Origin of the sequence: Salinimicrobium terrae DSM 17865 (assembly GCF_000424665.1) — a bacterium.
Classification (GTDB): Bacteria; Bacteroidota; Bacteroidia; order Flavobacteriales; family Flavobacteriaceae; genus Salinimicrobium; species Salinimicrobium terrae.
This window is the reverse complement of record NZ_KE384223.1, coordinates 97,114-112,726: the sequence shown is the minus strand read 5'-3', so window position 1 is coordinate 112,726 and position 15,613 is coordinate 97,114. Positions and strand designations below refer to the sequence as shown.

12 protein-coding genes are annotated in these 15,613 nt (G+C 41.3%); 7 read left to right on the top strand and 5 right to left on the bottom strand.

The annotated features are described in order from the left end of the window. Positions 1-28: 28 nt before the first annotated feature. Entirely contained in the window at positions 29-3,106 is a 3,078-nt protein-coding gene (locus H148_RS0116710; RefSeq protein ID WP_029035812.1) for a TAT-variant-translocated molybdopterin oxidoreductase, read from the bottom strand. A 23-nt stretch (positions 3,107-3,129) separates the two neighbouring features. Then, on the bottom strand, positions 3,130-4,506 hold the full coding sequence (locus tag H148_RS0116705; protein ID WP_029035811.1) for a c-type cytochrome: 1,377 nt from the start codon (positions 4,504-4,506) through the stop codon (positions 3,130-3,132). Between the two features lie 216 nt (positions 4,507-4,722). On the opposite strand from H148_RS0116705, the gene H148_RS0116700 reads away from it, so the two are divergent. Beyond that, positions 4,723-5,109: an SPOR domain-containing protein gene (locus tag H148_RS0116700; protein WP_029035810.1), complete on the top strand. Its 387-nt coding sequence runs from the start codon at positions 4,723-4,725 to the stop codon at positions 5,107-5,109. A gap of 68 nt (positions 5,110-5,177) precedes the next feature. On the opposite strand, the gene infB is transcribed toward H148_RS0116700, so the two are convergent. The 3 genes from infB to rimP are packed head-to-tail and all read right to left on the bottom strand — an operon-like array spanning position 5,178 to position 9,726. After that, complete coding sequence (gene infB / locus H148_RS0116695; protein WP_029035809.1) at positions 5,178-7,973, bottom strand: translation initiation factor IF-2; 2,796 nt, start codon at positions 7,971-7,973, stop codon at positions 5,178-5,180. Between the two features lie 31 nt (positions 7,974-8,004). After that, on the bottom strand, positions 8,005-9,249 hold the full coding sequence (gene nusA, locus H148_RS0116690) for a transcription termination factor NusA (RefSeq protein WP_029035808.1): 1,245 nt from the start codon (positions 9,247-9,249) through the stop codon (positions 8,005-8,007). Positions 9,250-9,261: 12 nt separating this feature from the next. Continuing rightward, positions 9,262-9,726, bottom strand: coding sequence for a ribosome assembly cofactor RimP (rimP, locus tag H148_RS0116685; protein WP_029035807.1), 465 nt, complete (start codon positions 9,724-9,726; stop codon positions 9,262-9,264). 168 nt (positions 9,727-9,894) lie between these two features. Between rimP and H148_RS0116680 the strand changes: the two genes are divergently transcribed. The 6 genes from H148_RS0116680 (at position 9,895) to ric (ending at position 15,601) form a co-directional block, all read left to right on the top strand. Further along, positions 9,895-10,731, top strand: coding sequence for a universal stress protein (locus H148_RS0116680; RefSeq protein WP_029035806.1), 837 nt, complete (start codon positions 9,895-9,897; stop codon positions 10,729-10,731). Between the two features lie 310 nt (positions 10,732-11,041). Then, positions 11,042-11,254, top strand: a complete 213-nt coding sequence (locus H148_RS0116675) for a hypothetical protein (RefSeq protein ID WP_029035805.1) — start codon at positions 11,042-11,044, stop codon at positions 11,252-11,254. Between the two features lie 203 nt (positions 11,255-11,457). Further along, positions 11,458-12,729, top strand: coding sequence for a PAS domain-containing sensor histidine kinase (locus tag H148_RS0116665; RefSeq protein WP_245583444.1), 1,272 nt, complete (start codon positions 11,458-11,460; stop codon positions 12,727-12,729). Then, positions 12,726-13,778, top strand: coding sequence for a response regulator (locus tag H148_RS0116660; RefSeq protein WP_029035803.1), 1,053 nt, complete (start codon positions 12,726-12,728; stop codon positions 13,776-13,778). Before H148_RS0116665 ends, H148_RS0116660 begins: the two co-directional genes overlap by 4 nt. Before the next feature lie 94 nt (positions 13,779-13,872). Further along, a complete protein-coding gene (locus H148_RS0116655; protein ID WP_037325543.1) occupies positions 13,873-14,685 on the top strand; it encodes a universal stress protein in 813 nt (270 codons plus the stop codon). A gap of 190 nt (positions 14,686-14,875) precedes the next feature. Next, positions 14,876-15,601, top strand: a complete 726-nt coding sequence (gene ric, locus H148_RS0116650) for an iron-sulfur cluster repair di-iron protein (RefSeq protein WP_029035801.1) — start codon at positions 14,876-14,878, stop codon at positions 15,599-15,601. Positions 15,602-15,613: the final 12 nt, after the last annotated feature.

Here is a 15,613-nt window from a genome sequence, read left to right as displayed (position 1 = left end):
TTTATAATTGATTCTTTAATATACTTTTTTATGCTTCAGATGTATTGCGGACTTTTGTCTGGTACATTACGTTCGGTTTCGTGCCAACATACTCAAGAGCGTGATACATCCTGTCACTTTCACGTAAAGCTGATATAAGACTCGTCTCATCATTCACATCACCAAAAACAATAGCTCCCTTATCACAGGCCGCGGAACAGGCAGTATGGAATTCCCCATCATTGATTGCCCCTCCTTCAAGCTTGGCATCAAGAATGGTTCTTTGTGTGCGTTGAATACAAAAAGAACATTTTTCCATAACTCCTCTGGATCTCACTGTAACATCAGGGTTCAGCACCATTCGGCCGAGATCATTATTCATGTGGTAATCAAACTCCTCATTTTTTGCATAAAGGAACCAGTTAAACCTTCTCACTTTATACGGGCAGTTGTTTGCACAGTATCGGGTACCCACACATCTATTGTAGATCATTTGGTTTTGTCCCTGGCGACCGTGCATAGTGGCAGCCACAGGACAAACAGTTTCACAGGGAGCATGATTACAATGCTGACATAACATTGGCTGGAAAACAACCTGAGGATTATCTGAAGCATCTTCCAGTTCGCCAAACTGGGAAAGCGAATCTCCCAGTCCGCTCATATTATCTTTCTTTTCAATATCCTCTGCGAATGAATCTTCAGAAGAATAATAGCGGTCAATTCGCAACCAGTGCATATCGCGATATTTACGCACTTCTTCTTTTCCTACTACGGGAACATTGTTTTCGGCGTTACATGCTATAACACAAGCGGCACATCCCGTACATGTATTAAGATCAATAGACATCTTAAAAAAATGTCCAACAGAACGATCAAAACCATCCCAAAGATCAACATCTGGTGATGTCACCGGAGTTTCGATGTGATTTAAGGAAACCTGGGGTATTTTATTCCATACATGAGTATCCTGGGTGTTAAAGATCTCCAAAGTTGTTTCTTTAACAATATCTTCCCTTCCCATTAAGGTAGTGTGCAGCTGCAAGCATGCAAATTCATGAACCCCTGCTGTCTTTTCTATGGTAACATTCTGGAAAGATTTGAAATCTTTATACAATGGATAAGCATTAACACCTACCTGCATTTCACGTTGGATCCCTTCTTTCTTTCCGTAGCCCAGTGCAAGAGAAACAACACCTCTCGCCTGTCCCGGCTGGATGAACACAGGAACTTTTTCAAGCACAGTATCCCCAACTTTCAGGTTCACATAGTTCCCGTTGATGGCTCCATTAGATACATGTTCATTTTCAAGGTCCAGCGCTTCAGCATCATATTTAGAGATCTTGAGATAATTATCCCAGGAAGCACGCGTAATTGGATCTGGCAATTCGTGCAGCCACGGGTTATTTGCCATGTTACCACTACCCATTGAAACCGAAGTGAAAAGCTCAAGCTCTAAACCTTCCGAAGGAGTTGCAGTAAGATTTCGTACAGCTGCATCGTCATCAATTGCAGCGGTAGTTTCTCCGGGCCCCGACCCTACAGCCACATTCCAGGGAGAAGTACCTTCAAAAACACCATCATGCAAAGCATCCACCCAGGCAGAGAATCCCATAGATGCTTCCCAGGTGTTCTGCATATAATCTCCATACGACATATTGTTATCTGTCCATCTTAGGAGAACATCCTGAAACTGACTGGTATCAAAAAGTGGTCTTATAGTAGGCTGCATTAAACCGAATTTGGTAGGAGTAAATTCTACATCCCCCCAGCTCTCCAGGTAATGTGGGGTAGCCGCCACATAGTCTGATAATAATGCAGTTTCATCATTCTTCATGGAAAAGGCCACCTTAAGGTCAACCTTAGCCATACCTTCAACGAACTCTTCAGAAAACGGAAGGCTGTACACAGGATTTACTCCCGCAATTAAGATTGCACCTACCTGTCCAGCCTGCATATCGGCTACTAACTGCTTCACTTCGGCAGTATTTCCCTGACGCAGCATTCGTGGATTTTCAGTATTCATGACTGCACTTCCAAGAGCTTCATTTATTGAGAGTGCCAATGACTGGGCATCAACTTCAGGAATTCCTGTCACCACCACGGCTCCACTACCGGCCTTGCGCAGCTGCCTTGCAGCTTTAATAAGGGCATCATCGATATGAGCAGGTAGATCACTTGTAGAAGAACCTCCTGTTACATAACCATGAAGGGCAGCCAGAGCTGCTTTTTGTTGTGACAGTGTTAAAGGTATTCTCTTATCGGCGTTGGCACCGGTAAGGGAAAAATTTGATTCAAATTGTACGTGCCGCGACATCTTACCCTCAACTGGCAGGCGTCCTTTTGCATATCCCGCATCATGACCACCACCGGCCCAGTCTCCAAGGAAGTCTGCTCCAATAGATACTATCACCTCGGCTGAAGCAAAATCATAAGATGGTATGGCTCTTCTTCCGTAACGTCTTTCAAAGGCATCCAGAATATGATCTTCAGAAACCGTGTCGTAAACCACGTGCCTTACATTCCCGTACTTTTGCGAAAATTCATTAATAAGCTTTGCAGTGGAAGGACTTGCGAAGGTCTGCGTCAACAATACGATGTCTCCGTTCACATTGTTGAGCTTTTCTGTTACTTCACGATCGAACTGCTCCCAGGAAACTACCTCCCCATTAGCCATTGGCCTTTGAAGTCTTTTATTGTCGTACAATGACAGCACAGATGCCTGTACTCTAGCATTTGCACCGGTAGTTCCCATGGTGTTTACTTCAACCTTTATAGGTCGCCCTTCCCGCGTTCTAACCAGAATACTGGAAAAATCAAATCCATCGGCCATAGTAGTGGCGTAATAATTTGCTACCCCGGGAACAATCCTTTCGGGTTGGACCACATATGGAATAGATTTCATTACCGGTCCTTCACAGGCAGCCAAAGAAGCTGCTGCAGTACTAAAACCAACGTACTTCAAAAAGTCTCTCCTGGATGTCGTCGAACCTTCAAGAGTCTCTTTGTTACCCAAAAATTCATCTGTCGGGATCTCCTCCACAAATTCCTTCTGGCTGTGCGTCTCAACAATTGAGCTGGATTCCTTCAGCTCTTCAACACTTTTCCAGTATTTCTTGTTTGATGACATATGCTTACTTTCTACTTTTTAAATTAATAATGGCACTTGGCACATTCCAGTCCCCCCATTTGGGCAACTGTTAATTCCTCTACTCCATACTTTTTGGAAAGTTCTTCATGAACCTTCTCGTAATATTCATTCCCCGCCGTACGGACATTTGTCTCCCGGTGACAGTTAATACACCATCCCATTGTAAGCGGAGCGTTTTGATACATTATTTCCATTTCCTCAACAGGTCCATGGCAGGTTTGACAGGCAATACCCCCAACTTCTACGTGCTGTGCGTGATGGAAGTATGCAAAATCTGGCAGGTTGTGTATTCTTATCCATTTAACCGGCTCGGTCTCTCCCGTATAAGCTTGCTGGGTTACATCCCAGCCAACTGCTTCATATAATTTTGCAATTTCACCGTCATAAAATTCTTTTGAATATTCCTCTGTGGCCGTACTTTCAGCCACTTCGCTAATAGTTTTGTGACAATTCATACATACATTCAAAGATGGAATCCCCGAAGTTTTGGATACTCTGGCAGAACTGTGACAGAATTTACATTCAATTTGATTGTCTCCCGCATGAATCTTGTGAGAGAAGTGAATTGGCTGAATTGGCTGATACCCCTGATCAACCCCAACCTGCATCATCCATCCATAGGCGAAATAAGAGCCTACCAATACAAGAACAACAGCAGTGACAATTACCAGGAATTGGTTTTCAACAAAAGATTTCCAGACAGGTTTACCTCTTTTTTCTCTTACCGGCAATTCTACACCGCTTGCAGCCGCAAATCGTCTAAGAGTTTTATTTACAAGATACAGGATGACAAGTAGCATTAATAAGATAAATGCTAATATCCCAAGAAGAATATCTGTAGAGATTCCGCCTCCACCATCACTGGCACCGGCAGCCTGTCCACCCACTTGCTGTGCCTGTGGCACGGCCTTTGGCGCATTCACATACGCAAGAATATTATCGATATCCGCATCACTTAACTGCGGAAAAGGCGGCATTGCTACCTGATTGTATTCATTATAAATAGCAACCGCCTGCTCGTCTCCTGCTGCGATTAAGGCCTGGGAATTTCTTATCCAGGCATGCAGCCAGTCGGTTTCCCTAATCTCCCCTATTCCTCTAAGTGGCGGACCAATAGAATTGGCGTCAAGCTTATGACAGGCAGCACACAGCGTGTTAAAAAGCTCTTTACCTACAGCCGCATCTCCGGAAGCTTCTGCCTCCACGTTTGACTCCATGGGTCCGGCAACATCACCCTGTCGCTCGGAAATCCCCTGTTCAGGATCCTCAGATAGTTCGGAGTCATCCTGGGCCAGGACAAGCGTAGAAAATGAAAGGAAAAACGAAAAACTTAATATAAGTAATCGCGTGGCTGAAGGGCGGTATTTCACCTTTTTCATATTATAAGTTGAATTAACGTCTTATTTGGTACGATTTTTAATGGATTAAAAACGTGACAAAAATCATATTTTAGCACCAAAAAATTTACCGACAAAAGTAATACTTAAGTTCGATTTGAGAGGACAGCCAATTAATTTATAACTGTTCTAAATAACTGTTAAGAGCAGAATTAAGGGCTAAAGTTATACTTTTGTAATTCAGAAAATTAAGAAGAAATGTTGAGAAAAAGCAAGTTAATCCTGGTAACTGTATTTTTATTTGGAGCAACAGCAGCCACACAGGCACAGCAAGGGCAGGTATCAATCCATCAGGACGAAATCATCCCTGCACTACTGGAACAAAAAACCGAAATGGTTCAAGATGGAGTTATTGGCGAACGCTACAGGATACAATTATTCTCCGGGGATAACAATCAGGCCAGTAAGATAATAAAGGAGTATAGATCCCTCTTTCCCGAATGGTCGTCAACCATAGTCTTTGAAACGCCAAATTATAAAGTCTGGGTTGGAAATTTCAGGAACAGCCTGGAGGCAGACAGAGCTTTGCTGGAAATAAAGAAATCATTCCCGGCAGCATTTAGATTTAAACCGGAAAAAAGATAAAACATCTTATTTTGTAAAAAAATAAAGGGACGCCAATGCGTCCCTTTTATTTTCAAATTACCTAAGTTCTATTTCAACTTTTTCTTCACAGCAACTTCCTGGAAGGATTCAACCACATCACCTTCCTGTATGTCATTGTAGTTCTTAATCTGCAATCCACAATCATAACCCTTGGAAACTTCCTTCACATCGTCTTTAAAACGTTTAAGAGAGGCAAGTTCACCTGTGTAAACCACTACCCCATCACGTATTAATCTTATTCGTGAGTTTCTGTAGATTTTACCATCTGTCACCATACAACCGGCAATAGTACCAATTTTAGATACTTTAAAGATCTCCCTGATCTCTGCATTACCGGTAATCTCCTCCTTCATTACAGGAGAAAGCATTCCCTCCATAGCATCCTTAAGGTCGTTTATGGCGTCATAGATAATGGAGTATGTTCTAATATCAATTTCTTCTTTCTCGGCGATCATTCGGGCATTCCCGGCTGGTCTAACATTAAATCCAATAATAATCGCATCTGAAGCTGAAGCAAGTAGCACATCACTCTCGGTAATCGCACCAACTCCTTTGTGAATAATATTCACCTGAATCTCTTCAGTAGAAAGTTTCTGGAACGAATCGGTAAGAGCTTCCACTGAACCATCAACATCACCTTTAAGAATAATATTAAGTTCTTTAAAGTCTCCAAGTGCGATACGGCGTCCAATCTCGTCAAGAGTAATATGACGTTGAGTCCTTACAGACTGCTCACGTTGCAATTGGTTACGTTTGGCGGCAATATCTTTAGCTTCACGCTCATCTGCCATTACCTTAAACTTGTCTCCCGCCTGCGGTGCACCGTCAAGACCCAGAATAGATACCGGTGTTGAAGGACCTGCTTCTTTCACGTCTTTTCCACGTTCATCCTGCATGGCCTTCACTTTACCACTATGTCTACCCGCAAGAACATAGTCTCCAATTCTCAGCGTACCTGATTGCACCAGGATTGTGGAAACATACCCTCTACCTTTGTCCAGGTAAGCTTCAACTACCGTACCGGTAGAAAGCTTATCGGGATTGGCCTCAAGTTCCAGGATCTCGGCTTCAAGAAGCACTTTTTCAAGAAGTTCTTTTACCCCAAGACCTGTTTTGGCCGATATATCATGCGACTGAACCTTACCGCCCCAGTCTTCAACCAACAGGTTCATTCCTGCCAGTTTTTCTTTAATTTTTTCAGGATTTGCCGTTGGTAAATCCACTTTATTGATTGCAAATACGATTGGCACCCCTGCTGCCTGGGCGTGAGAAATAGCCTCCTTGGTTTGAGGCATCACATCATCATCTGCCGCCACTACAATAATAGCAAGGTCAGTCACCTGAGCACCCCTGGCACGCATAGCCGTAAAGGCTTCGTGACCCGGAGTATCCAAAAATGTTATTTTCTGACCATTTTCCAGTTTCACACCATAAGCTCCAATGTGCTGAGTGATCCCACCGCTTTCCCCGGCAATTACATTTTCCTTACGAATATAATCCAGCAAGGAAGTTTTACCGTGGTCAACGTGTCCCATTACAGTGACAATTGGCGCACGTGGACTAAGATCTTCAGGATTTTCGGGAACCACTTCTTTTGGCTCGTCAATATCTGCAGTAACAAATTCCACCTCATAGTCAAATTCCTCGGCAACAATGGAAAGAGTTTCAGCATCGAGACGCTGATTCATGGTTACCATCATTCCAAGAGACATACAAGCAGAGATAATTTGCGTTACCGGCACATCCATCATGGTAGCAACTTCGCTAACCGTAACAAATTCCGTAACCTTTAATACCTTGTTCTCTTCTTCAAGTTGGGCATCCTCGGTCCTTTGACGGTGAGAATCCCTTTTATTTCTACGGTACTTGGCACCACGACCTTTACCAGATTTACCCTGAAGTTTCTCAAGGGTCTCACGTACCTGCTTTTGTACTTCTTCTTCGCTAGGCTCCTCTTTGGTAACCGGACGGGCACGTTTCCCTTTATTGGTTTTTGATCCTGCACCGGCACCAGATTGTCCCGGAGCGCCTTTAACATCTTTACTTATACGACGACGACGCTTCTTGCGCTTCTCCTTTTCCTCTTCAGCTTTTTTATCTTTTTCGTCTTTCTTCTTAACGGGCTTTTTAAACTGGGAGAGATCAATCTTTTCTCCTGTGAAATTTGGACCACTAAGCTTTTGATATTTAGTAGTAACAGTAGAATTTTCGTCTTCTTTTTCCCCTGAAGCTTCAGCCTCAGGTGCTGTTTCTTCTTTAGACTTCTCCTCTACAGCCTTTTCAGCTTGTGGCTCGGGAGTTTCGGGTGCTTTTTCTTCAGATTTTGAAGTTTCAGCTTGTGGTGCTTCTTCTTTTGACGATTCTGCTTCAGGAACTTCCGCTTTAGGAGCTTCTGTTTTGGGAGCTTCGGGAGTTTCGGCCTGTGGCTGTTCAGGCGCTTTAGTCTCTTCTGCCGGAGCTTCAGATTTTTCAGGGGAAGCTGTTTTTGGTTTATCCAGATCGATTTTACCTACCTGTTTTGGGCCTTCCAGGTTAGACTTCGCTCTTATAACCTCCTGCTTCTCCTCCTGCTTGCGCTTTTCTTCCAGTTCCTTCTCTCTCTCAAGACGAAGGCTCTCTTTTTCCTTGCGCTTCTCTTCACCAACTTCCTTTGCCTCTACCTTCTTACTTTTATCGGTTTGAAATTCATCAGAAAGCACCTGATAAATCTCTCCCGAAATTTTTGTGGTGGGACGCGCTTCTATTTCGTGGCCTTTGGAATTGAGATATTCCACGGCACGATCCAACGAAATATTGAATTCGCGTAACACCTTATTTAATCGCATTGTCTTCGCTTCAGCCATAAATTGCCCTCTAAATTAACCTCTTTTATTCTTAACTTTTATTCTCTTCTTCAAATTCTTCTCTAAGAACTCTCATTACATCACGTATCGTCTCTTCTTCAAGATCTGTTCTCTTGACAAGATCATCCACGTCCTGCTCTAATATACTTTTTGCGGTATCAAGACCAATCTTGGCAAACTCTGCAATCACCCAGTCGTCGATCTCGTCTGCAAATTCTCTCAATTCCACATCTTCTTCAACACCTTCTCTAAAGACATCGATTTCATAACCTGTCAATTGTCCTGCCAATCTAATATTATGACCACCACGACCAATAGCTTTAGAAACTTCTTCAGGTTTTAACATTACTTCTGCCCGCTTATTCTCCTCATCTATCTTGAGAGAGGTGATTTTGGCAGGGCTAAGTGCTCTGGTGATCAACAACTGGTTATTGCTGGTATAATTGATCACATCGATATTTTCATTCCCCAGTTCCCGAACGATACTGTGGATCCTTGATCCTTTCATACCCACACAGGCACCAACGGGATCAATACGATCATCATAAGAATCAACAGCTACTTTAGCTTTTTCACCGGGTATTCTTACAACCTTCTTCACATTAATTAAACCATCAAAAACCTCCGGAATCTCCTGTTCAAAAAGTTTCTCCAAAAATAAAGGAGAAGTTCTTGACATAATAATTGCTGGTTTATTTCCTTTTAATTCAACACTTTCAATGATCCCTCTAACATTCTCCCCTTTTCTGAAGAAATCTGAAGGGATTTGTCGGTCCTTTGGAAGAATTATCTCGTTACCATCATCGTCAAGCAGAATAATCGCGCGGTGACGAATGTGGTGAACTTCAGCAGTATAAATTTCTCCTTCAAGCTCTTTAAAGTGCTTGTAGATATTTGTATTATCGTGTTCGTGAACCTTAGAAATAAGGTTTTGACGTAAAGATAAAATAGAACGACGACCAAGGTCGATCAACTTAACTTCTTCAGAAACATCTTCCCCAACTTCAAAATCGGGTTCGATTTTACGGGCTTCAGTTAAAGATATTTCCTGATTGGGATCTTCCACCTCTCCATCGGCCACAACAACACGGTTTCTCCAAATTTCAAGATCCCCTTTATCGGGGTTTACAATTATGTCAAAATTATCGTCTTCCCCGTACTTCTTTTTAAGAGCACTTCGCAATACCTCTTCCAGGATTGCCATTAATGTTGGCTTGTCTATGGACTTGTCATCCTTGAATTCTGAAAACGAATCTATCAACGCGATATTTTCCATATCTTATGTCTGTTAAAATGTTATTATCACTTTTGCCTCTTTCACATCCTCTAAAGGCAGGACAGCTTCTTTACTTACTGTAACCTTGCCCTTACCTACAGGCTTAGGTTCCCTGGTTTTCCACTTAAGAGTTAGCTTTTCATTCTCAAAAGCGGCCAGTTCTCCCTCTATCTTTTCTCCCTTGACAGTAGTTACCGCAAGAGTTCTACCAATATTCTTTTGATACTGTCGCGGCATTTCCAAAGGCGCGGATACTCCTGCCGAGGAAACATCAAGGGAAAAATCTTCCTCTTCGCGATCAAGATTATGTTCGATCTTGCGACTTACCGCAATACAATCATTTACAGACACCCCCTTATCTCCGTCAATAACAACGGTGATATGATTTGAGTCGTTAACATTGAGCTCAATTAAAAATAATGAATTATTTTCTTCGAAAGCTTCCTGCAGTAAATTTTCTACTTTCTCTCGTAACATTCCCGGGTCTGGCTATAAAAAGAGGGGACTTTCTGTCCCCTCGTTGTTCTTTTTTTCGCTTCAACGGTGCAAATATAGTAATATTTTTGTAGAACGAAAACAAGAATTGGAATGAAAAAATATTTGTAATTTTATAACTGAATCAATCTTACCATCTTACAACTACCTATGAAAACAATACTTGTCCCTACCGACTTTTCGGAAAAGGCAGAAAATGCCCTTAAAGTAGCCGCTCAACTCGCAAAAAAATTTGATGCAGAAATTTATCTTTTGCACTTGATCGAACTACCTGTAGATATGGTGAACCCGGTAGGAGAAACTCGTTCCAATGATTTACCTGAAGCCCTTTTCTTTATGAAAATGGCTAAACAAAAATTCGACGAACTTCTTTCCCGACCTTATCTTAAGGGTCTTAAAGTTCATGACACCGTAGAGGTCAACAAAGCCTTTGACGGCATATTGGAAGCTAGTACAAAGCACGGTTGTGATTTTATTATCATGGGCTCCCAGGGAGCTTCGGGTCTAAAGGAAATGTTTATAGGTTCAAATACCGAGAAAGTAGTGAGAACTTCTGAAATCCCTGTACTCGTCGTAAAAAATGACCATCCATCTTTTGAGGTCAAAAATTTTATCTTCGCCACTAACCTTGAATCCACCGGGAAAAATACGCTTTCTAAAGTGGTGGCTTTGGCCGATACCTTCCAGGCGAGGCTACATTTGGTGTATATCAATACTGCCAATGAATTTGTGACTTCAAATGACTGCGACCAAAAGCTGAAGAAGTACATTGAAGGAACAGACTTTAATAACTATGAATTCCATATTTTCAACGATGATTCTGTCGAACAGGGGATTCTCAACTTTGCCAAAAAAATAAATGCAGATGTGGTGGGAATCGCCACACATGGACGAAAAGGTTTATCTCATTTCTTTAACGGTAGTATAAGTGAAGACCTGGTGAATCATGCGAATAGTCCTGTTATAACCTTTAAACTCGAAAATTAGGCAGATCATTATTCACCGGAATCCTTGATCATTGACGAATTCTTTTTTTTATATAAAAAACATTAAAAATATTCCTTCTAAAAATATCCTGAGGAACATTTTAAATGTATTTTTACTTATCAGAAAGGGGCTAAGGCAAAAGTTTAGTGCCAAAATCCTCACTCTCCAAAAATAGCACTCCGGAAGCTTTTTAAAAACCCGGCAGTTCTGGTTAAGGAATTGAGAACCATACGTTAAATTTCCGTCAAAGCTTCAAAAACATCCTATAAAAATTTGCCACAAATGTATCTTTATCCCATATTTCATTTAGATGGTGCTAAAGGCAAGTTTTCAAGTGGCATTTTTGGCTATAGAGATCATTCTCACATTTTACAGCAATGTGCTGGAGGATAATCTAATGGTCAAATTTCTGCTTTTTGTCATTACTGCTGTGCTAATTGCAATGGGAGTGACAAAACTTGCGAGCCAGCTACTTCCGGCAGATAAAGATTACGTCTCTCCAGAGGACGAACAGGCGGTATAGTTGTGATTAAGCAGTCTTTTGAGTGAAAATGAAGGATTTGATACTGCAGAATTACAACGAAGGATCCGGAAAGAAAATATTTCTCTCCGGATCTTTCTTCTTAAATCCCTTCCAAAAATGACTTTTTTGACACCACTTTTCTGTGAAACTTCAGTTATTCTAAATTGTTTAAATTTGACCCTCACTCTAAAATAGATTTGATATTGAGCACCCCCAACGATAAGGAACTGGAAATTTTTGAAAGTGACCAGAATGTATTCAATGTACTTTTTGAAGCAGCTTCAGAAGGTATTATTGTTGTTGATAAGAATCAAATGATCATTAGCAGCAATCTGGCGGCAGATAATATGTTTGGATACGAAAAAGGGGAGCTAAAGGGTAAACCACTTAACCTATTGATACCTCCCAAGTATCGTTCTGCACATCCCGCTCATTTTAAAGGTTTCTTAAATGACAGCGAAAAAAGACAAATGGGCCATGGTCGTGACCTGCACGGAGTAAAAAAAAACGGAGATGAATTTCCAGTGGAAGCGGGACTTAACCCATTCAAAATCGGAGAGGAGCGTTATGTGATGTCTCTTGTCATAGATATTTCAGTAAGAAAAGAGGCGCAGCGTCAAATAACCCAGCTCAATAATGAACTGGAAGGCAAGATCAAGGTGAGAACAAAAGAACTGGAAGAGAGTATCCAGGATCTGCAGAACGCCAACAAGAGCCTGGAAACTGAAATTAAACGCCGAAAAGAAGCCGAAAACCGAATAAAAACAGCCTTACAAAAGGAAAAAGAACTCAATGAACTGAAAACAAAATTCCTTTCGTTGGTTTTCCACGAATTTAAGACCCCTCTTAGCGGGATATTAACCTCTGTCGTTCTCGCCGGAAAATACAGGCTTGAAGACCAGCAGGAAAAACGGGAAAAACACCTTAATACCATCAAGAGCAAGGTACATTACCTGGATAATATCCTCAATGATTTTTTATCTATAGAAAGATTGGAAAGCGGGAAAGTGAACTATAAATTTACAGATTTTAACCTTAGCAAACTGGTGAACGAAGTAGTGTACAATGCCAATGTTACCCTAAAGAGCGGACAAAATATTGAGTATACCCGCGACATCGAAAATGTAATCCTTCACCAGGATGAAAAGATACTGGAGCTGGTGTTGTCCAATTTATTGAACAACGCAATAAAATATTCCCCGGAAGACTCTCTTATTAAATTTCAAATTGAAGTAGAAGAAAAAAAGATTTGGTTTAAGGTGACAGATGAGGGTATGGGAATCCCGGAGAAAGATCAAAAACATATTTTCGAAAGATATTTTAGAGCAGAAAATGCTCTCTTAAACCAGGGTACAGGAATTGGTCTCAACATTGCCAAGGTCCACCTGGAGAATCTTGGAGGAACCATTAGCTTCAGAAGTAAAGAAAACTCCGGAACCCAGTTTATTGTAGAACTACCTATAGTTAAAGAATGAAAAAAGTACTGTTTATAGAAGATGACACTGTAGTTCGGGAAAATACGGCCGAATTACTTGAACTTGCAGAATACAATGTTATCACTGCAGCAAACGGCCGGTCTGGCCTGGAATTAGCCAGGCAGGAGCTGCCAGACATCGTAATTTGTGATATCATGATGCCCGAAATGGATGGCTACGGAGTGCTTCAGGCGCTTTCTGAAGATCCAAAAACCCATGCCATACCTTTTATTTTTCTTTCGGCAAAGACCGAACATAAGGATATTCGCCGCGGGATGGATTTGGGGGCAGATGATTATCTCACCAAACCTTTCGAGGAGGAAGAGCTCATAAGTGCAATAGAAAGCCGGCTGGCAAAAGTGGCTATTCTAAAGAAACTTCAGGAAAACGGAAAGAGCCCGGCACAGGCAGCACCTCAGCAAAAGATCAATTCCCTGCAGGAATTAAGGGAAGAGGTTAAAAACTACGAGCAGCAAACCTTTAAAGCAGGAGAGACCATCTACGAAGAAGGTAAACTGGGGAACCATTTTTTCTTTGTAGATAAAGGCGTAGTGAAGAGCCACCGTATGGATGAATACGGGAAGGAACTTATCACCTCCATATACAAGGAAGGAGATTTCTTTGGAAATACCTCTTTTAAGAAGAGCGATGCCTATACCGAATATGCCACCGCCATGGAGGAAACCCGGGTCTACGCAGTCTCCAAGGACGAGTTGAAAAATATTCTTATGAATAACAGCAACATTACTCTTGAATTGATAGATGTAATGGGAGATAATATTACCGGGATCAAAGAGCAGCTGCTTGAGATGGCTTATGGTTCGGTAAGAAAGAAAGCCGCTCGCACAATCCTGTTGTTCTCGCAAAAAATAAGAAGACATCCAACCCAGAGTATCAGGATATCAAGGAGTGATCTGGCCAGTGTGGCCGGGATGGCTTCAGAAACTCTCATACGCACCTTATCTGATTTCAAAAAGGAAGGATTACTGGAAATAGAAGGCCGTAATATCAAGCTCCTCGATGTAGAAGCACTCAAAAAGATCAGTTGATTTTCTTGATGCTTAGAATATTTCAATAACTGATGTTCATCATTTTTTCAATCTGACTTCCTGCATATTTTTGTGCGATAAACAGATGTGACAGATGATGAATATCTTATTGCCCACAGACTTTTCTGAAAATAGCAGGAATGCAGCTGCCTATGCATTGCAGTTCTTTAAGGATACTCCCTGCCATTTTCATTTGCTCCATGTCTTCCCCCTTCCGGCAGATAGAATGGCAACAGGATATACATCTATTCCTCCTGCAGTTCAGGAAAATTTTGATAAGCTAATCAAGTGGCTTCAGAGCATACGCACCAACCCTGGACATACCTACAATATTTGTTTTAAGGCAGATTATCTTATTAATGCAGTAAGAGCCAAGGTACAGGAGAAACAGATTGACCTCATCCTCATGGGCACCAAAGGAAAGACCAATAATGAAGGAGTAATTATCGGAAAAAACACTTCGGACGTGATGATGAAGGTAAAATGTCCTGTTCTGGCCATTTCTGAAAACGCATCGTTCAAGGAACACAAAAAAATCCTTTTCCCAACAGATTATAAGATCCACTACGGTAGTAAGGTTCTGCGCACCCTGCTAAATCTTGCTTCACTTTCAAATGCACAGGTCAAAATCCTGGAGATCTTTAACAATGAAATAGAACCCTCGGCCGAACAAATAGAGAACCGTGAATTTTTACAGGATTCTTTTTCACCAAGAATTCCGGTGCTGCAAACCTATTACACATCAAGAGATCTAAATCCTAAAAAAATACTTATTGCGAACCGGGACGTGGATATGATCGTACTGGCAGCAAAGAATCTCAATTTATGTCAAAAATTTCTCCGCAATGAGGAAAATGAGAATATTCCCTTTATAAATCAATTGCCACTACTGGTTTTACATGGTTAATAATTTGTTTTTAAGTTAGTAATTAGTTTGTTTTATTTAGTCGACGCCTCCCCCCAGAGGCGTCTTATTTTTTTAATAAATTAATTAAGACAAATTTGTCCTTTATGACCAGCCTCATAAAAGACACCTCTTTTATCTCTCATCTTTGTACCTGTAAATTGAAACTCCAGTTAAACTAAAAAATATGATCATGGAAAATCTACAAAGTAAAACAGTTGCCGAAATGGTAACCGAAAACATCAAAACGGCACACATCTTTAAGAAATACGGTATCGATTTTTGCTGTGGAGGCGGAATCACTCTCGATAAGGCCTGTACCAAATACAATGCAGATTGCGACCTACTCATTCAGGACCTTCTCAATGTAGATAATACAACTTCAAGAGCCACCAACTACAACAGCTGGGAACTCGATTTTCTTACAGATCATATTATTAATGTCCACCATTCTTATGTAGAAGAGAATATCCCCTTGTTATTGCAATACTCGGCTAGAGTAGCAAAGGTACACGGACATCATTACACCGAATTGCTTGAAATCAATGATCTGGTAAAAGAAGTGGCCGGAGAGTTAAGCGCTCACATGAAGAAAGAAGAACTCATTTTGTTCCCGTTCATCAAGCAAATGGTAAAAGCCAAAAAAGAAGGAGGAGAACTACCACAGCCACATTTTGGCACTGTAGATAATCCTATTAAAATGATGGAAACCGAACATGAGGATGCCGGCGAACTACTCCGCACCATAGCGCGTTTAAGTAATAATTACACTCCACCTCCGGGAGCCTGTAATACTTACAGAGCATTTTATGCGAAGCTGGATGAATTTGAACAGGATCTTCATCAACATGTCCACTTAGAAAATAATATTTTGTTCCCAAAATCTCTTTTACTTGAAAAAGAGCTACGCACAAAATAATTACAGAAGTAT